Here is a 17260-nt window from a genome sequence, read left to right as displayed (position 1 = left end):
CCGGCGAGCCCGGCGCCGGGACCCCTCACCGCCCGGATCCCCTGGGCGGCCGGTACGACCGCCGGACGGCTGCCGGGCGGAGGGCCGCCTCGCCGGGGCCGGCCCCGCGCGCCGGCCCGCGGACCGTCCGAGCCGGCGGGACCCGCGGCGCGGGCGCGGCTCCCCGGCCCGGCGGGCGGTGCAGTGGGCGGGCCGCGCGGGAAGTCACCCGTCCGCTCCGCGGCGCGCCGTGTTCCCGCGCGGGGTGAGGGTGACGTGGGGAAGGGCGGGGGCGGGAAGGCGCTCCCCGGCGTAGCCGTCGACCGTTCCGAACCGGTCGGAGGCGTCCTGCCACGCCTGCCTGGCCGCGACGATGTCCTCGTGGCTGCGGCCGACGAAGTTCCACCACATGACGATCTCCTCCTGGAACGGCGTCCCGCCCAGCAGCACGGTCCGGGCGGGGGTGTCCGTCTCGTTCGTCAGGGTCAGCGTGGGGTGTCCGGCGTCCAGGCAGCCCAGCTCCGCCGGGCGCAGCAGTGTTCCGGCGAACCGGACCTCGCCCTCGTCGACGAGGAGGCCGTGCTCGAAGGCGGGGTCCGTCTCCAGCGTGACGGTCGCGCGCGGCGCGAGGAGGAGTTCGGCGCCGAGCAGGGGCGTGAAGGTCGGCACCGGGGAGGCGGCGCCGGCGAGGGTGCCGAGGAAGACCCTGATGTCGGCTCCGTCCAGCCGGACCGGCTCCGGGACGTGGTGCCGGAAGTCGCGGCCGGTGTCGCGGTGTTCCCCGGGCAGGGCCACCCACAGCTGCACGCCGTGCAGGACCGTGGTGCGGGGGGTGGAGACCTCGGAGTGACTGATGCCGCGGCCTCCCGTCATCAGGTTCAGCTCACCGGGTCTGACCAGGGCGTGGCTGCCCAGGCTGTCGCGGTGTTCGATCTCTCCGCTGAACAGCCAGCTCACGGTCTGCAGTCCGGTGTGCGGATGGGGGGCGACGTCCATGCCGCCGGTGTCGGCCACGTCGTCGGGGCCGTAGTGGTCGAGGAAGCACCAGGCCCCGATCAGCGTCCGGTCCCGCTGCGGCAGCGTGCGCCGCACCGTCATCGCCCGCGGGCCGCCCAGCGGCACGGCTCGCGGCGGCAGCACGTCGGCCTGCCCCGCGGGCGCGCCGCGGCCCGCGGCGTCGCAGCGCGGTCCGGCGGGCGGCACCTCGGAGTTGCTCATCGCACGCCCCTCTCACCCAAAGATAGTTTGATGTTCAACAATCATGTCGATGGTAAGTCTCCGCCCCGTAGAGTGCGCGGCACAAGGAGCGGGGGACGCCAGATCCACGAAGGAGTCCGGGTTGAGCGACACGGCAGCAGGCCCCGCGGGCCGGCGGGTCTTCATCGACAAGCAGAACCCCAAGGTCTACCACGCCCTGTTCGAGACGGCCGTGGAAGCCCGCGCGGCCGCCGCCGACGCGGGCCTGGACCGCGTCCTCGTGGAGCTGGTCGACCTCCGCGTGTCGCAGATCAACGCCTGCGCCTACTGCCTCGCCCTGCACACCCGGGCCGCGCTGCGCGCCGGCGAGACCCCGCAGCGGCTGGGGGTGCTGGCCGCCTGGCGCGACACCGAGGTGTTCACGGCCCGGGAACGCGCGGCGCTCGCCCTGGCCGAGGCCGTCACCGAGCCCGCGGACGCCGCCCTCCAGGAGGACGCCTACGAGGCGGCGCGCCGGGTCTTCACCGACGACGAGCTGTCCGCGGTGATCTGGGTGGCGATCACCATCAACGCCTTCAACCGGGTCTCCGTCCTGAGCAAGCACCCGGTGCGCGCCGTCCCCGGCCAGGAGCGCGACGCCTGACGGGCCCGGGCCCCGGCCGCGCGGCCGGGGCCCGGAACGGCGGAAGGGGTTCCGCTCCCGCACGGATGCGGGAGCAGAACCCCTCGGTCGAGCGCTGGGCAGGCCTTGCACCTGCATCTCCCCACGGGAAGCGGGGCGTCTTTCCTTGGACCACCAACGCACGTCTCACCGCCCGTCCTCGAGCGGCTCGCGCAAGATCCATATTACCGTGGTCACGGCGGTGGCACGCACCGGTCGTCGGCCGACGGAGCGACCCGGGCACCCGGCCGCGCCCCGCTCCACCGTCCGCCGCGGCGGGCGGCCGGCGCGTCAGGGCCGCTTCGGATCCCGCCCCGGCGGGGCCGTGCTCTCCCGCAGCACCAGCCGCGTCGGCACCAGCGTGGTGCCCCGCTCCGGGCCCTCCTGGCGCATCTTGCGCAGCACGGCCTCGACACAGAGCCGTCCCACCTCGGCGAAGTCCTGGTGGACGGTGGTCAGCGGCGGCAGGAAGGACGACGCCTCGGGGATGTCGTCGAAACCGATGACGCTGACGTCCTCGGGCACCCGCCGGCCGCGTTCGTGCAGGGCCCGCAGCAGTCCGAGGGCCATCTGGTCGTTGGCCGCGAAGACGGCCGTGCAGTCCTCGCGGGCCGCGAGTTCGAGCCCGGCGCGGTAGCCCGACTCCGCCGACCAGTCCCCCCGGATCAGCGGCGGCGGGACGCGGCCGGCCTCGGTGAGGGCGGCGCGCCAGGCGTCCGTGCGGCGCTGCGCGGCGAAGGAGTCCGCCGGGCCGCCCAGGTGCCACACCGTCCGGTGGCCGAGGTCGAGCAGGTGCTGCACGGCGGCGCGGGTGCCGCCGGCCTGGTCGGTGTCGACGACCGTGTAGTGGTCGCCGGCGTCGGAGTCGACGACCACGACCTGGACGTGCGGCGGCAGGGTGATCGTCGCCGCGTCGAGCAGATGGACCTCCATGATGACGATCACCGCGTCGACGGCGAGCTCCTCCAGCCGGGAGAACGCGCCGCGCACCTCGTCCTGCGTGGGCACGGCGACCGGGAGCAGCGTCACCGCGTAGCCCTCGCGCGCCGCGGAGGTGGCGATCGCCTCCAGGGTCCGCACGTTGCCGGTGGTGGCGAGCGTGAAGGTGATGACGCCGATGGTGCGGAACTCGCCGCGCTTGAGCGCGCGGGCCGCGCTGTTGGGCCGGTAGCCGAGCTCCTTCATCGCGGCCAGCACCTGACGGCGGGTCTCCTCGTGCACTCCGGCATAGCCGTTGGAGACCCGGGAGACGGTCTGCGAGGAGACGCCCGCCAGACGGGCCACGTCGGCCATGGAGGCCGTGGTCCGGACACCGCGCCGGGCGCGGTCACCGATGCGCTTCGAAGCGCCGCCGGCCGGCTCGCCGGTGGTTCCGGCCCGCTCGACGGCCGGGCCGGGCACGTTCGCCGGCGTCCTCTCAGCCGAGTCCACTCGTCGTCAGCCGCCTTCCGTCGTTGTCCGCGTCATGGTTTCCCCGAAGGACCCTTGACCGTCGTCATCGGGGCAGTGTAGACATGCCGCCATCAGATGTTTACGTAAACATAACAGCTCGCCGCCTTTTTTTGGCCGTTGATGTTTACGCAAACATCAGGTGGGGGTGTGCCGTCCGGCCGGTCCGGCCCACGCCATCGGTTCCACAAGTGCGGACGAGCGAGGAACGACATGACGACGCTGCAACCGCCGGCGGCCGCCGGGCCGCGGCCGGCACCGCCCCCGGCGAGACGGGACCGCCGCTCCTGGACGGGATGGGGTTTCATCGGCCCCTTCGTGGCCGTCTTCGCCGTGGTGTTCCTGGCTCCGATCGCGTACTCGGTCTATCTGAGCCTCTTCCGCGACCAGCTCATCGGCGGGACCACCTTCGTCGGCCTCGACAACTACCGGCAGGCGCTGCGGGACGAGAACTTCTGGGCCGCGCTCGGCCGCGTCTCGCTCTTCCTGTGCGTCCAGGTGCCGGTCATGCTCGGCATCGCCCTCCTGGTGGCCCTGGCCCTGGACAGCGGGCGCCTCTACGGCAGGAACTTCTTCCGCATCTCGGTCTTCCTGCCGTACGCGGTGCCGGCCGTCGTCGCCACCCTCATGTGGGGCTTCATGTACGGCACGCGCTTCGGCCTCGTCGGCGACCTCAACGACGCCTTCGGCCTGTCCCTGCCCGACCCGCTCTCCTCGGACCTGGTGCTGACCTCGATCGGAAACATCGTCACCTGGGAGTTCGTCGGCTACAACATGCTGATCTTCTACTCGGCGCTGCGTGTGGTCCCGCACTCGCTGTACGAGGCGGCCGAGATCGACGGCGCCGGGCAGATCCGGGTCATCACCGCCATCAAACTGCCCGCGATCCGCGGCGCCCTGGTCATCGCGACGATCTTCTCCGTCATCGGCAGCTTCCAGCTCTTCAACGAACCGAGCGTCCTGCAGAAGCTGGCGCCCAACGCCATCACCACCGACTACACCCCCAACTCCTACACCTACTCGCTGTCCTTCTCCGGCCAGCAGCACAACTACTCCGCGACGGTCGCCATCGTCATGGGACTGATCACCATGGTCATCGCCTATGTCGTCCAGCTGCGCGGCCTGCGCAAGGGAGTGTGAAGCAGCGATGACCAGTACCGTCGCCGACGTCTCCGGCCGCTCCGCGCCCTCCCGCTCCCGCGCGTCCGGCCCCGCGTCCCGGCTGCGCACGCCCCGGCGCGGCCACTCCCCCTCCCGGCCCCGGCGCAGCGTCCTGCTGACCGTGCTCACCGGCCTGGTGCTGCTCTACAGCCTGGTGCCACTGGCCTGGCTGGCCATCAGCGCCACCAAGACCCAGCAGGGACTGTCCCGTTCGTTCGGTCTGTGGTTCGACGGCGATTTCGCCCTGTGGGACAACATCGCCGAGACGTTCACCTACGACGACGGCGTCTTCACCCGCTGGCTGCTGAACACCGTCCTGTACGTCGTCCTGGGCGCGGGCGGCGCCACCTTCCTCGCCGTGCTGGGCGGTTACGCGCTGGCCAAGTTCGACTTCCCGGGACGCCGCGCGGTGTTCGCCGTCGTCATCGGCGCCGTGGCCGTGCCGGGGACCGCGCTGGCGGTGCCGACGTTCCTGATGTTCAGCAACATGGGGCTCACCGACACCCCGTGGGCGGTGATCGTTCCCTCCCTGATCTCCCCGTTCGGCCTGTACCTGATGTGGGTGTTCGCCGGTGAGGCGATCCCCACCGAGCTGCTGGAGGCGGCCCGCATCGACGGCGCCGGCGAGGTGCGCACCTTCTTCCAGGTCGCCCTGCCGCTGCTGGCGCCGGGCATCGTCACCGTCTCCCTGTTCACCATGGTCGCGACCTGGAACAACTACTTCCTGCCGCTGATCATGATCAAGGACCCGGACTGGTATCCCCTGACCCTGGGCCTGAACAGCTGGAACGCCCAGGCCGCGACGGCCGGCGGCCAGCCCGTGTTCCACCTGGTCATCACCGGCTCCCTCATCACCATCGTCCCGCTGATCGCCGCGTTCCTGCTGCTGCAGAAGTACTGGCAGTCCGGACTCGCCGCCGGAAGCGTCAAGGAATAGCGCCACTCCCCCACCGCACGACCGTGCGGCCCGCGCCTTCGCGCGCGTGCCGCGCGGGCCCCTGCCCCTGCAACCCCCATCGGTCACGGTTTCGGCCACGAAGAAGTGGAAGCACGACCATGCGCATGCCCTCCCGCCGCCTGCTGCGCGGCATCGGCCTCGTCTGCGCCCTCGCCCTGGGCGCCACCGCCTGCGGCGGCTCCGACGACTCCGGCTCGAGCCCGAAGAAGGTCTCCGAGGCGGACGTCCGGGCCGCGTTGGAGAAGGGCGGCACGATCACCGTCTGGGCGTGGGAACCCACCCTGAAGCAGGTCGCCGCCGACTTCGAGAAGGAGCACCCCGGCGTCGAGGTGAACCTGGTCAACGCGGGCACCCACAACGACCAGTACAAGGCGCTGCAGAACGCCATCTCCGCCAAGAAGGGCGTCCCCGACGTCGCCCAGATCGAGTACTACGCCCTGGGCCAGTACGCGCTGACCGAGCAGCTCACCGACCTCAGGGGCTTCGGCGCCGGCAAGCTGGCCGGCCGGTTCTCCCCCGGCCCGTGGAACAGCGTGAAGGCCGGCGGCGAGGGCGTCTACGGCCTGCCGATGGACTCCGGTCCCATGGCGCTGTTCTACAACAAGAAGGTCTTCGACAAGTACCGGATCAAGGTGCCCACGACGTGGGACGAGTACGTGGACGCGGCCCGCGCCCTGCACAAGGCGGACCCGAAGGCGTACATCACCAACGACGCCGGTGACGCCGGTCTCACCACCAGCCTGCTGTGGCAGGCCGGTTCGCGCCCCTACCGGGTCGACGGCACCAAGGTGAGGATCGACTTCTCCGACGCGGGCGCCGGGAAGTACACCGGCACCTGGCAGAAGCTCCTCGACGAGAAGCTCCTCGCGCCCGTCACCAGCTGGTCCGACGAGTGGTACAAGGGCCTCGGCGACGGCACCATCGCCACCCTCGCCACCGGCGCCTGGATGCCCGCCAACTTCACCTCCGGCGTGAAGGACGCCGCCGGCGACTGGCGCGTCGCCCCGCTGCCGCAGTGGGAGGCGGGCGCCCGGGCCGGCGCGGAGAACGGCGGCAGCGCCCTGACCCTGCCCGAGCTCGGCGGGAACGAGGCGCTGGCCTACGCCTTCGTCGAGTACGCGAACGTCGGCAAGGGCGTCGACACCCGGGTGGAGGGCGGCGCGTTCCCGGCGACCACCGCGCAGCTGAACTCCAAGGCGTTCCAGGACACCGAGTTCCCCTACTTCGGCGGACAGCAGGCCAACAAGGTCTTCGCCGAGGCCGCCGCGAACGTCGCCGACGACTGGTCGTACCTGCCGTACCAGGTGTACGCCAACTCGATCTTCAACGACACCGTCGGCAAGGCCTACGTCTCCGGCACCACGCTGGCCGACGGCCTGAAGGCGTGGCAGGACGCCTCCGTCGAGTACGGCGCCGAGCAGGGCTTCACCGTCGAGAAGTAGCACGCCGGGGCGGCGCGCACACCCCGCGCCGCCCCGGTGCCCCACCCCCGGAAGGACCGCCATGATCTCCACCCTCCTGTCCCGCCGCAGCGGGGCGGACGGTGACCTCGCCCCGCGCCTCGTCTACGGCGCCGACTACAACCCCGAGCAGTGGCCCCGCTCCGTCTGGGAGGAGGACGTCCGGCTGATGCGCGAGGCCGGCGTGAACCTCGTGTCGGTGGGGATCTTCTCCTGGGCCCGCATCCAGCCGGCCGAGGACGAGTGGGACTTCGCCTGGCTGGACGAGGTCATGGACCTCCTGCACGCGGGCGGCATCGGCGTCGACCTGGCCACGGCCACCGCGTCCCCGCCGCCGTGGCTCACCACGGCCCACCCGGAGATCCTCCCGGTCACCGCGGGCGGCGAGACCCTGTGGCCGGGGGCGCGCCAGCACTGGCGCCCCACCTCGCCGGTCTTCCGCCGGTACGCGCTGCGCCTGGTCCGCGAGATGGCCACCCGCTACGCCGGTCATCCGGCCCTGGTCGCCTGGCACGTCAGCAACGAGCTGGGCTGCCACAACGTGTACGACTACTCCGACGACGCGGCCCGCGCCTTCCGCGACTGGCTGCGCGCCCGCTACACCACGCTCGACGCGCTCAACGACGCCTGGGGAACGGCGTTCTGGTCGCAGCGGTACACCGACTGGGAGCAGATCCTGCCGCCCCGGCTGGCCGCCTCGCATCCCAACCCCACCCAGCAGCTGGACTTCAAGCGCTTCTCGTCGGACGCGCTGAAGGACCACCTGCGCGCCGAACGCGCGATCCTGCGGGAGATCACGCCGGACGTCCCGGTCACCACCAACTTCATGGTGATGGGCGGCACGAAGGGCATGAACTACCCCGACTGGGCCGACGAGATCGACTTCGTCTCCAACGACCACTACGTCCACCCGGGTCCGCAGGACCGCGACGAGCTGTCCTTCTCCGCCAACCTCACCAGCGGCATCTCCGGCGGGCGGCCCTGGTTCCTGATGGAGCACTCCACCAGCGCCGTCAACTGGCAGCCCGTCAACGTCGCCAAGCGGCCCGGCGAGCTGGCCCGCGACTCGCTGCTGCACGTCGCGCACGGAGCCGACGCGGTGTGCTTCTTCCAGTGGCGCCAGTCCGCGGCCGGCGCCGAGAAGTACCACTCCGCGATGGTCCCGCACGCGGGGCCGGACAGCGACCTGTTCCGCGCGGTGACCGAGCTCGGCGCGACCCTGAAGGCGCTCGCCCCCGTCGCGGGCAGCGAGCGGGAGCCCGCCCGGGTCGGCATCCTCTACGACTGGGAGTCGTGGTGGGCGAGCGAGCAGGACTCCCACCCCACCTCCCTGCTGGACTACCGGCAGGAGGCGCTGGACTGGTACTCCGCCCTGCTGGCCCTCGGCATCCGCGCCGACCTCGTCACCGCCCGGGCCGACCTGCACCGCCACCGGGTGCTGATCGCCCCCGTGCTGCACCTGGTCCCCGCCGACCTGGCCAAGACGCTCACCCGGTACGCCGAACAGGGCGGCCACCTCGTCACGACGTACTTCTCCGGCGTCGTCGACGAGAACGACCACGTGTGGCTCGGCGGCTACCCCGGCGCGCTGCGCGACCTGCTCGGCATCCGCATCGAGGAGTTCGGGCCGCTGCTCGCCGGTGACACCGTCGCACTCGACGACGCGACGACCGGCAGCCTGTGGACCGACCGGATCACCGTCACCGCCCCCGAGACCGAGGTGCTGTCCCGCTACCGCACCGGCGTGCACGCCGGGCGGCCCGCCGTCACCCGGCGTCCGACGGGCGGGGGCTCGGCCGCCTACGTCTCCACCCGGCTCGGCGTCGACGGGCTCACCGCCCTGCTGCCGCGGCTGCTGGAACCGGCCGGCGTGGCGAGCGAACTGCCCGCCGCCGTACGGGGGCTGGTCGAGACGACCGTGCGCCGGGGCGCCGACGCCCGGTTCGTGTTCCTGGTCAACAGGACCGACGAGGCCGTCACGGTGCCCGGCCTCACCGGAGAGGTGCTGCTCGGCGGCACGGGCGCCGACGGCGCCCTCGTCCTCGGGCCCCGCGCGGTCGCCGTCCTGCGGCAGCCGGCCGCCTGAGCCGTACCCGCACCCCACGTCTCCCCGGAACGGCACGCACCCGTTGCGGGGGCCGCCCCTCCCGTCCCGCCGAGCGCGGGGCGGGAGGTCCACCAGAGCGCGACCACACCTCAGTTGGGAGCACACCGATGGCACGCCGTACCCGCAGCAGACGGCTGCTCGCAGCCGCCGGCATCACCGCCCTGGCCACCGGGGCCACCCTGGTGTCCGCCCCGTCGCCCGCCGCGCAGGCGGCGGACGTCCCCTCCGTCACCGTCCGGCCCGACCCCTCCTACCAGCAGGAGCCGTTCGAGGGCTGGGGCACCAGCCTCGTCTGGTTCGCCAACGCCACCGGCGACTACCCGAAGGAGATACGCGAGAAGCTCGCCGCGCTCCTCTTCGGCGACGACGGCCTGGCGCTGAACATCGCCCGCTACAACATCGGCGGCGGCAACGCCCCGGACGTGAAGGACTACCTGCGCGCCGGCGGCGCCGTCGAGGGCTGGTGGCGGGCCCCCGCGGGCACCACCCGCGAGGACACCGACTGGTGGGACGCCGGGGATCCGGCCGACTGGAACGACGACGCCGACGCCACCCAGCGCTGGTGGGTCGACCGCATCAAGGACGACATCACCCACTGGGAGACGTTCAGCAACTCCCCGCCCTGGTTCATGACGGTCAGCGGCTACGTCTCGGGCGGGTTCGACGCGGCCGAGGACCAGCTCAAGGCCGAGTCCGTCGACGACTTCGCCGCCTACCTGGCCGGCGCGACCAGGCGGCTGGAGCAGGCGCACGGCATCAAGGTCGACACGGTCGACCCCTTCAACGAGCCGAACACCACCTACTGGAGCACCCGGCTCGGCCCGGACGGCGAACCCGTCGGCGGCCGTCAGGAGGGCGCCCACATGGGCCCCGAACTCCAGCAGAAGGTGCTCCGGGCGCTCGCCCCGGCGCTGCGGAAGGCGAGGACCGGGGCGGAGATCTCCGCGATGGACGAGACCAACCCGTCCCTCTTCGCCCAGAACTGGAACGCCTACTCCGCCGAGGCCCGCGCCCTCGTCGGCCAGATGAACGTGCACACCTACGGCACCGGCCAGCGCACCACCGTGCGCGACCTGGCCAAGGCCGAGGGCAAGCGGCTGTGGATGAGCGAGGTGGAGGGCGACTGGGGCGACGGGCAGAGCTTCACGGACATGCGCCCCGGTCTCGGCCTCGCCCAGCGCATCGTCGACGACCTGCGGGAACTGGAGCCGCGCGCCTGGGTGTTCTGGCAGCCCGTCGAGGACTACGACAACATGAAGCCCGGCGGCGAGTCCGCCAGGGGCGGCAACTGGGGCGAGATCCAGGTGCCGTTCAGCTGCACCTCGCAGGACACCCTCGAAACCTGCCCCGTCCGCACCAACACCAAGTTCGACACCGCGCGCAACTTCACCCACTTCATCAGGCCCGGCGACCGGCTGATCAAGGTGAACGACACCTCCAGCGCGGCCGCCGTGACCAGGGACGGCAAGGGCGCCTCGCTCGTCCACGTCAACAGCGCCACCCAGGCGCGCGAGGTCACCGTCGACCTGTCCAAGTTCCGCACCGTGAGCCGCGACGCGACCGTCACGCCCGTCGTGACCAGCGCCGACGGCAAGCTCGAACGGCACGCGCCCGTCAGGGTCACGGACCGCGCGGCCACCTTCACGGTGCCCGCCCAGTCGGTGACGTCCTTCGTCGTCCAGGGTGTCTCCGGCGTCGCGAAGGACGCCCCGCTGCTGCGCAAGGGCCACACCTACACCCTGACCGGCGTGCAGAGCGGCAAGGCGGTCACCGTCGCGGACGACGGCACCGGCCTCGTCATCGGCACGGGCGACGGCTCCGCCGCGCAGCAGTGGCGGCTGAGCCGGGTGCGCCCCGGCAGCGGCACCGGCGACCGCTACGTCTTCACCAACCCGGTGGACGGCAGGCGCCTGGCCGTGCGGAACGACGTACCGGTGGCCGAACCGGACAGCGGACGGCGCGACGAGGCCGCCGAGTGGATCGCGTCGACCACCGGGGACGGCACCTGGACCCTGGTCAACGCCGCCACCGGGCGCCTGCTGGAGGTCGGCGGGCAGGCCACCCACGAGGGCGCCGCGGTCACCACCTGGCCGCCCAACTCCGGTTCCAACCAGCGCTGGACGATCACCGACGTGACATCCGGCAGGGACTGATCCCCTGCCCCCCGCCGGCCCCGGTGCGCGTCGAGGACGGCGTGCGGGCCGGGGCCGGCGCGGTGGTCCTGCCCGGCGTGGCGGTGGGACGCGGACCGGTCGTCGGCGCGGACGGCGTGGTGACCGCCGGCGTCCCGCCGATGGTGGTCGTCGCCGGGACGCCCGCGCGCCTCCTGCGGCCGATCACCGCGCGGAGTGACCGGGCGTGCCGTGCCGCCGGGCCGTCCGGCTCAGACCCCTTCGGCGCCCGTGCAGCGGCGGGCGAAGTCCACGGTGCGGACGTAGCACTCCTCGACCTCCTCGTCGGACAGGCCCACCCACAGGTGGTTGCCGCCGGTGACCAGGCGCAGGTCCGGGTGGTGACCGGCCGCGCGCAGGGCCTCGGCGAGGCGGACGGACTGCCGGGCGGGGACCAGGACGTCGTCGGCGCCGTGCAGAAGGAGGAAGGGCGGTGCCTGGGAGGTCACCCGGGTGACCGGGCTGGCGTCGCGCGCCGCCCCGGCCCGCTCCGCCGGGGCGCCGCCGAGCAGCAGGGCCTCGAAGGTGGCCGGGTCGCGGGTGTCGTACGCGCCCTCGGGGAGGTCGTCGGCGAGGTGCGTCAGGTCGGTGGGGGCGTACCAGGTGACGCAGCCGGCGACGGTGCCGGCGGGCTGGGTGAGGGCGGTCAGGGCGGCGAGGTGCCCGCCCGCGGACTCGCCCCACAGCACGGGCCGCGCGGCGTCCAGGCCGAGGCCGGCGGCGCGGGTGCGCAGCCAGGCCAGCAGGGCGGCCAGGTCGTCGGTCTGGGCCGGGTACGGGGCCTCGCCGCTGAGGCGGTAGTCGGGGCAGGCCACCGCGAAGCCGGCCCGGGCCAGCCGGGCGAAGGGGCCCGGCCGCCAGTGGCGGAAGCGGGGGCCGAGGTCGTCGCGCAGGCCGGTGCGCCAGGCGCCGCCGTGGACGAAGACGACGACGGGCACGGGTCCGGCGGCGTCCTCGGGCAGCCACAGGTCGACGGTCAGCGGGCGGCTGCCGTCCGGTACCGCGTAGACGGCGCCGCGCAGGAGCCGCACGCCGTCGGCGGGGCGGGCCGGGTGCGGCAGGGGCAGGGCCGCCGGGTCGGGCGGGGCCAGCAGGTGCAGGGGGAAGGGCGCGGGGCCGTGGTCGGTCACGGTGGCGACTCCGTCGTTCACAGGGCCGTGCGGGGCAGGATGCGGCGGGCGTTGGCGGTGGTCAGGGCCCGCCAGCTGGCGGCGCCGTCGGGCGCCTCGGCGGCGTCCAGGCCCGCGACGTGGGCCTCCACCCCGGCGGCGGGGGTCCAGCAGTGGTCGCTGCCGTACAGCAGCCGGTCGGTGCCGACCAGGTTCATCAGCGCGGGGAGCTGGCGGGGCAGGGCGGGGCCGGCGAGGTCGTAGTAGAGGCGGCCGAGCTGCTCGACGGCGCCGGGCGCCTCGGTGCCCTCGGGCATGAACATCCGCATGAACCCGTCGATGCGGTCGGCCAGGACCGGCAGGGCACCGCCGCAGTGCGGCACGATCACCGTCAGGTCGCGGTGGCGGCTCAGGGTGCCGGCCATGAGCAGGTCGGTGACGGTGCGGGCGGTGTCGAAGACGAACTCGATCATCGGGCGGGGGCGTCCGAGGGCGGAGCGCTCCCAGCACACCGGGGAGGTGGGGTGCAGGAAGACGACCGCGCCGCGCCGGTCGAGCTCGGCCCAGACGGGTTCCAGGCCGGGGTCGCCGAGGTAGGTGCCGTGGGTGTTGGTCTCCAGCACCACGCCGTCGGCGTGCAGGGTGTCGTAGGCGTGGGCGATCTCCGCCAGGGCGCCGTCGACGTCCGGCAGGGGCAGCGAGGCGAACAGGCCGAAGCGGCCGGGGTGGTCGCGCACGGTCTCGGCGCCGGCCTCGTTGACCTCGCGGGCCAGGCGGCGGGCGGCGGTGTCGTCGCCGAAGTGGACGCCCGGCGAGGACACCGAGAGCATCGAGGTCTCGATACCGCAGCGGTCCATCAGTTCCAGGTGGGCGGCCGGCGACCAGGTGGGCCAGGCGGGGACGCCGTCGGGGAGTTCGTGCCCGGCGGCACGCGCCTGGCGGACGTAGGAGTCGGTGACGAAGTGGGCGTGGACGTCGAGGTATCCGGGGGCGTCAGAGGGCATGGGTGTCTCCTGGGTCTGCGGCGGGCGGCGAGGGGGCGGGGCGCCGGGCCGGGCGGTCGCGGACGGCGGTGGCGGCGCGTTCGCCGAGCACGATCCCGGCCAGCCCGGTCAGGCCGATGAGCGGCGGGGCGGGCGAGGTGAGGTCCAGCGCCCAGTACAGCGCGCCCATGAGCAGGCCGGCGGCGAAGGAGGGGGCGGCCCCGCGGAGGAAGGCGCGGGCCGCGCCGGGGGCCGTCACAGGGCCTCCAGCGCCGCCTGGCCCAGCAGCATGCCCAGCAGCCCGGCCAGCGCGACCGGGGGCGGTGCGGGCGACTTCACCCGCACCAGCACATAGGCCGCGCCGACCAGCACGCCGGCGAGCAGGGCCTTCAGGTACGGCATGGGTCGCTCAGCCTCCGGTGCGCCACTCGTGGTCGGGCAGGAAGTTCACGTCGTACCGCTGCGGCACGGTGCCGAACTTGTGCGGTTCGGGGACGAACGGCTTCCCGGGCAGGCCAAGTTCGTCGGTGGGCGTGCCGAGGTTCTCGAAGAACCGCTCGAAGGTGCCGCCCGGGCCGGCGGCCACGCCGACGATCCGGCTGTGGTGGCGCTCGATGCGGTAGGCGTGCGGGCAGTTCTTCGGGACGAAGCCGAAGTCGCCGGCGGTGAGCAGCTTCTCGTACTGCTCGCCCTGGAGGTCCTCCACGAACAGGCGCACCGCGCCGTCGGTGATGTAGAAGACCTCGTAGGTGTCCGGGTGGGAGTGGGCGGGGATGGTGTCGCCCTTCGGGCCTTCGCAGGTGAAGAAGTTGAAGGTGTTCTCGGTCTGCTCGCCGCCGGCGTAGATGGTGAACAGGTCGGTGAAGAGGTGGGCGCGGTCGCCCATGCCCTTCTCGATGAAGTACGGCTTGCCGGGCTCCGGCGGGATGTGCGAGCGCTCGCGGTAGCGGGTGGCGAACTCGATGGTCATGGTGGTCCTTCCTGGTTGCGGGGAGGGCGCGCGGCCGGGGCGGGACGAGCGGCCGGGTACGGCCGTGAGCGGTTTCCGGCCCGCGGCGCCGCCCGTCCCGGGGGCGGCGGGCCGGAAGCCTGCCGGAACGTGCGCGGCCGGTCCCGCGGCGGAGCTTCCCTCCGGCAAACCTAGAACCGGCCGGGAGGGGGGTCCGACGTACACTCGGGCACGCGATGAAGAAAAACGGACAGATCGCGGCCGGCCGCGGCACGGCCGGCGTCCCGGCCGTGCCGTACCGCCCGACGCCCGGGAGGCCGCCGGGTCTGGAGGTCCTCGACCTGCCCGGACTCGCCGCCCGCGCCGCCGGGCGGGAGCTGCCCCTGACGGTGCCCGTCCGTCCGGCCTTCCACCTGATCGTCGCGTTGCGGAGCGGCCGCCTGCGGTGCTCGGTGGACTTCACCTCCTATCCGCTCGCCCCGGGCGACTGGCTGTGGGTGTGGCCGGGGCAGGTGCTCCAGTTCCCCGACGGGCCGGGGGACGGCGACGGCACCGTCCTGGTCTTCCCCTCGGGCTTCCCCAGTGCCGCGACGGACGCCCTGATCCGGGACGGCGAGCACGTCCCGCACCGTCTCGTCACCCCGGACGCGCCGCGGCAGGCGGCCCTGCTGCGCCTGCTGGACGCCCTGGTCGAGGAGCACGCCGGCCTGGCCGACCTGCCGCTGGAGGCGTACATCGAGACGCTGCGGAACCTGCTCTCGGTGATCCTCGTCCGGCTCGTCCACCTCGCCGACCCCAGGCGGCGGACGCGCTCCGGCGGCAGCGAGCCGTTCCAGCTGTTCCGCCAGGCCGTCGAGGAGGACTTCCGCCGGACCCACCGGGTGGAGGACTACGCCGCCCGGCTCGGCTACAGTCCCCGCACCCTCACCCGCGCCACCCGGGCGGCCCTGGGCTGCGGCGCCAAGCGCTACATCGACGACCGGGTGCTGCTGGAGGCCAAGCGCCTGCTCATCCACACCTCGCTGCCGCCGGCCGTCATCAGCGAACGCATCGGGTTCACCTATCCGACCGTCTTCAGCGCCTTCTTCCGCCAGCACACCGGCATGACGCCGACCGAGTTCCGGTCCCTGGCCAGGCCCTGAGGGCCGGGCGCCGGGAACGCCCGCCGCGGGCGGCGTCCGTGCGCGTTCCGCGGGGTGCGCGGCCGACCGCCTTCCCGCCCGGCACGCTCCGCCGCGCCGGTTCCGAAGGGCCCGCGCCGCGGGCCGCTCCGACGGACCCCCTTCCTGTGTGGCGTGTGTCACACCTCCAAAACCTAGTGCCCACTAGGCATTCGGATTCATCATCGACCGCGCGGCTGAAACGTTTCGCTCTCGTCGCGAACACATGGCCACCCCGTTAACGGCGCGGTCCGCGCACCTCCTCGCCTCCCTGCGCCCGGCTGATTTCCGAAAGGAGCGGTCTCGTGACACCGACGTCAGCGAGTCCCTCGCTCGATGCAGCACCCTCCCCGCACCGTCAGAGGTGGACTCCGCGCCTGGTGGGCGTCCTGATCGCCCTCATCTGGCCCACCCAGTTGCTGGTCACCGTGGGCATCCTCGGCTCCAACGCCACCGCCGACGTGGCGCAGAGCTTCCGCACCACGCAGGTGGCCTGGTTCTCCCTGATCGTGACGCTGGTCTCCGCCCTGCTGAGCCCGTTCGTCATCAAACTGGGCGACCTGTACGGCAAGAAGCGGATCATGCTCGGGATGATCGCCCTGGGCGTGGTGGGCGACGTCATCGCCGCGACCGCGAACAGCTTCGAACTCCTGCTGGTCGGCCGGGGCCTGGCCGCCTGCTACGGCCCCTTCCCGGCGCTCTCCTTCCCCGCGGTGCGGGACATCTTCCCGGCCAGGCTGGTGAAGTCCGCCAGCGGCATCCTCGGCAGCAGCCTGGGCCTGGTCGCCCTCGCCTCGCCCTTCCTGGCCGGCTGGCTGATCGACGGCTGGGGCTACAAGGGAGCCATGTGGTTCATGGCCGCCGCCACCACCGTCTCCTTCCTCCTCGTGGCGACCCTCGTGCCCGAGACCCCGAAGCACGCCTTCGAGTCCGGCTTCGACTGGCTCGGCGGCATCGTCCTCGGCGGCGGCCTGGCCGTCCTCGTCTACGCCGTGGGCCAGGGACAGGCCTGGGGCTGGGGCAGCGCGAAGACCCTGGCCTGGCTCGCGGCCGGCGCAGCCGCCCTGATCGGCTTCCTGCTCGTGGAGCGGACGAGCCGCCACCCGATCCTGGACCTGGGCGTCCTGCGCCGCCGCGCGGTGGCGGCCACCGTCGTCTCCGGCGCCCTGGCCCAGGCGGTCGCCTACACCGCGCCCGTCGTCGCCATCCTGCTGGCGCTCTATCCGCACATCCCCGGCGTCTCGGCCGGCTTCGGCTGGACCGCGCAGCACAGCGCCACCGTCGGCGTCACCTGGAACCTGCTGCTGTTCGTCACCGGCCTGACCGCCAGCCGCCTCCTGCGCGCCGTCGACACCCGGCTGATCTGGTGGGCCGGACTCGCGGCGATGGGCCTGGGCTACCTGCTGGCGGGCTTCTTCCACGCCGGCGCGGTCCAGCTGACGTGGACGATGTGCGTGGCGAGCCTGGGCAGCGGCCTGGTCGTCGCCGCCGCGCCGGTGCTGGTCGTCGGCGCGGTCTCCACCGACGAGCAGGGCCTGGGCAGCGGCATGCTCACCATGCTCACCCACGTCTTCGGGGCGGTGTTCAGCGCCGCGATGTTCGCCGCCCTCGCCGCCGACGGCACGGTCGTGGAGGGCACCGCGTTCTACGGCGACAGCGGCTACGCCCGGGCCTTCTGGGTCGGCGCCCTGCTCAGCCTGGTCGCCCTCGTCATCGGCCTGTTCATCCCCGCCCTGCGCGAACCCGAGAAGGAGGCCGAGGAGGCACCCGCCGCCGCAGTCTGACGCACCCCCGCCCCGGGGGGGGGGGCGCCCCCCCCGGCGGCGCCCGCCCCGCCCCGCCCCCCGGGCCCCCCCCGCCGCCCCCCCCGCCGGCGCCCCCCCCCCGCCCCCCCCCCCCCCCCCCCCCCCCCCCCC

General features: G+C 73.4%; 15 protein-coding genes. 8 read left to right on the top strand and 7 right to left on the bottom strand.

Annotation, left to right across the window (positions count from 1 at the left end; translation table 11 throughout):
- Positions 1 to 204: 204 nt before the first annotated feature.
- Positions 205 to 1197: a pirin family protein gene (locus ACIBAI_RS17105; protein ID WP_399034964.1), complete on the bottom strand. Its 993-nt coding sequence runs from the start codon at positions 1195 to 1197 to the stop codon at positions 205 to 207.
- A gap of 121 nt (positions 1198 to 1318) precedes the next feature.
- On the opposite strand from ACIBAI_RS17105, the gene ACIBAI_RS17100 reads away from it, so the two are divergent.
- A complete protein-coding gene (locus tag ACIBAI_RS17100; RefSeq protein WP_399034962.1) occupies positions 1319 to 1819 on the top strand; it encodes a carboxymuconolactone decarboxylase family protein in 501 nt (166 codons plus the stop codon).
- Between the two features lie 309 nt (positions 1820 to 2128).
- Here ACIBAI_RS17100 and ACIBAI_RS17095 read toward each other — a convergent pair whose 3' ends face one another.
- Entirely contained in the window at positions 2129 to 3130 is a 1002-nt protein-coding gene (locus tag ACIBAI_RS17095; RefSeq protein ID WP_399035111.1) for a LacI family DNA-binding transcriptional regulator, read from the bottom strand.
- 369 nt (positions 3131 to 3499) lie between these two features.
- Here ACIBAI_RS17095 and ACIBAI_RS17090 point away from each other — a divergent pair, with 369 nt between their 5' ends.
- From ACIBAI_RS17090 to ACIBAI_RS17070, 5 genes are all read left to right on the top strand, one after another.
- A complete protein-coding gene (locus ACIBAI_RS17090) occupies positions 3500 to 4426 on the top strand; it encodes a carbohydrate ABC transporter permease (protein ID WP_399034960.1) in 927 nt (308 codons plus the stop codon).
- 7 nt (positions 4427 to 4433) lie between these two features.
- Positions 4434 to 5384: a carbohydrate ABC transporter permease gene (locus ACIBAI_RS17085; protein WP_399034958.1), complete on the top strand. Its 951-nt coding sequence runs from the start codon at positions 4434 to 4436 to the stop codon at positions 5382 to 5384.
- 119 nt (positions 5385 to 5503) lie between these two features.
- Entirely contained in the window at positions 5504 to 6847 is a 1344-nt protein-coding gene (locus ACIBAI_RS17080) for an ABC transporter substrate-binding protein (protein WP_399034956.1), read from the top strand.
- A gap of 61 nt (positions 6848 to 6908) precedes the next feature.
- Positions 6909 to 8951 (top strand): beta-galactosidase, encoded by a 2043-nt coding sequence (locus ACIBAI_RS17075; RefSeq protein WP_399034954.1) that lies wholly within the window; start codon positions 6909 to 6911, stop codon positions 8949 to 8951.
- A gap of 128 nt (positions 8952 to 9079) precedes the next feature.
- Positions 9080 to 11125, top strand: a complete 2046-nt coding sequence (locus ACIBAI_RS17070; protein WP_399034952.1) for an RICIN domain-containing protein — start codon at positions 9080 to 9082, stop codon at positions 11123 to 11125.
- 230 nt (positions 11126 to 11355) lie between these two features.
- On the opposite strand, the gene ACIBAI_RS17065 is transcribed toward ACIBAI_RS17070, so the two are convergent.
- The 5 genes from ACIBAI_RS17065 to ACIBAI_RS17045 are packed head-to-tail and all read right to left on the bottom strand — an operon-like array spanning position 11356 to position 14205.
- Positions 11356 to 12273, bottom strand: a complete 918-nt coding sequence (locus tag ACIBAI_RS17065) for an alpha/beta hydrolase fold domain-containing protein (RefSeq protein ID WP_399034951.1) — start codon at positions 12271 to 12273, stop codon at positions 11356 to 11358.
- A gap of 17 nt (positions 12274 to 12290) precedes the next feature.
- Positions 12291 to 13256 (bottom strand): amidohydrolase family protein, encoded by a 966-nt coding sequence (locus ACIBAI_RS17060; RefSeq protein ID WP_399034948.1) that lies wholly within the window; start codon positions 13254 to 13256, stop codon positions 12291 to 12293.
- Complete coding sequence (locus ACIBAI_RS17055) at positions 13246 to 13494, bottom strand: DUF1427 family protein (RefSeq protein ID WP_399034946.1); 249 nt, start codon at positions 13492 to 13494, stop codon at positions 13246 to 13248. The genes ACIBAI_RS17060 and ACIBAI_RS17055 overlap by 11 nt, the downstream gene beginning before the upstream one ends.
- Positions 13491 to 13637, bottom strand: coding sequence for a DUF1427 family protein (locus ACIBAI_RS17050; protein ID WP_399034944.1), 147 nt, complete (start codon positions 13635 to 13637; stop codon positions 13491 to 13493). The genes ACIBAI_RS17055 and ACIBAI_RS17050 overlap by 4 nt, the downstream gene beginning before the upstream one ends.
- A 7-nt stretch (positions 13638 to 13644) precedes the next feature.
- A complete protein-coding gene (locus ACIBAI_RS17045) occupies positions 13645 to 14205 on the bottom strand; it encodes a quercetin 2,3-dioxygenase (protein WP_399034941.1) in 561 nt (186 codons plus the stop codon).
- Positions 14206 to 14420: 215 nt separating this feature from the next.
- Here ACIBAI_RS17045 and ACIBAI_RS17040 point away from each other — a divergent pair, with 215 nt between their 5' ends.
- Both ACIBAI_RS17040 and ACIBAI_RS17035 read left to right on the top strand, forming a co-directional pair.
- On the top strand, positions 14421 to 15326 hold the full coding sequence (locus ACIBAI_RS17040) for a helix-turn-helix domain-containing protein (protein WP_399034940.1): 906 nt from the start codon (positions 14421 to 14423) through the stop codon (positions 15324 to 15326).
- Positions 15327 to 15649: 323 nt separating this feature from the next.
- Positions 15650 to 17128 carry an MFS transporter gene (locus ACIBAI_RS17035; protein ID WP_399034938.1) on the top strand — a complete coding sequence of 493 codons (1479 nt, stop codon included), beginning with the start codon at positions 15650 to 15652 and terminating at the stop codon, positions 17126 to 17128.
- The last annotated feature ends 132 nt before the right edge of the window (positions 17129 to 17260 follow it).

The sequence above is a fragment of the Streptomyces sp. NPDC051041 genome, from assembly GCF_044456065.1.
GTDB lineage: Bacteria > Actinomycetota > Actinomycetes > Streptomycetales > Streptomycetaceae > Streptomyces > Streptomyces glaucus.
Note: the sequence above shows the minus strand (reverse complement) of the source record. Positions and strands in the feature narration are given on the sequence as shown.

Excerpts from the sequence above, each read along its gene's own strand:
- ACIBAI_RS17105 (WP_399034964.1), bottom strand. The coding sequence starts at position 1,197 with ATGAGCAACTCCGAGGTGCCGCCCGCCGGACCGCGCTGCGACGCCGCG.
- ACIBAI_RS17095 (WP_399035111.1), bottom strand. The coding sequence starts at position 3,130 with ATGGCCGACGTGGCCCGTCTGGCGGGCGTCTCCTCGCAGACCGTCTCC.
- ACIBAI_RS17090 (WP_399034960.1), top strand. The coding sequence starts at position 3,500 with ATGACGACGCTGCAACCGCCGGCGGCCGCCGGGCCGCGGCCGGCACCG.
- ACIBAI_RS17085 (WP_399034958.1), top strand. The coding sequence starts at position 4,434 with ATGACCAGTACCGTCGCCGACGTCTCCGGCCGCTCCGCGCCCTCCCGC.
- ACIBAI_RS17080 (WP_399034956.1), top strand. The coding sequence starts at position 5,504 with ATGCGCATGCCCTCCCGCCGCCTGCTGCGCGGCATCGGCCTCGTCTGC.
- ACIBAI_RS17075 (WP_399034954.1), top strand. The coding sequence starts at position 6,909 with ATGATCTCCACCCTCCTGTCCCGCCGCAGCGGGGCGGACGGTGACCTC.
- ACIBAI_RS17070 (WP_399034952.1), top strand. The coding sequence starts at position 9,080 with ATGGCACGCCGTACCCGCAGCAGACGGCTGCTCGCAGCCGCCGGCATC.
- ACIBAI_RS17060 (WP_399034948.1), bottom strand. The coding sequence starts at position 13,256 with ATGCCCTCTGACGCCCCCGGATACCTCGACGTCCACGCCCACTTCGTC.
- ACIBAI_RS17050 (WP_399034944.1), bottom strand. The coding sequence starts at position 13,637 with ATGCCGTACCTGAAGGCCCTGCTCGCCGGCGTGCTGGTCGGCGCGGCC.
- ACIBAI_RS17045 (WP_399034941.1), bottom strand. The coding sequence starts at position 14,205 with ATGACCATCGAGTTCGCCACCCGCTACCGCGAGCGCTCGCACATCCCG.
- ACIBAI_RS17040 (WP_399034940.1), top strand. The coding sequence starts at position 14,421 with ATGAAGAAAAACGGACAGATCGCGGCCGGCCGCGGCACGGCCGGCGTC.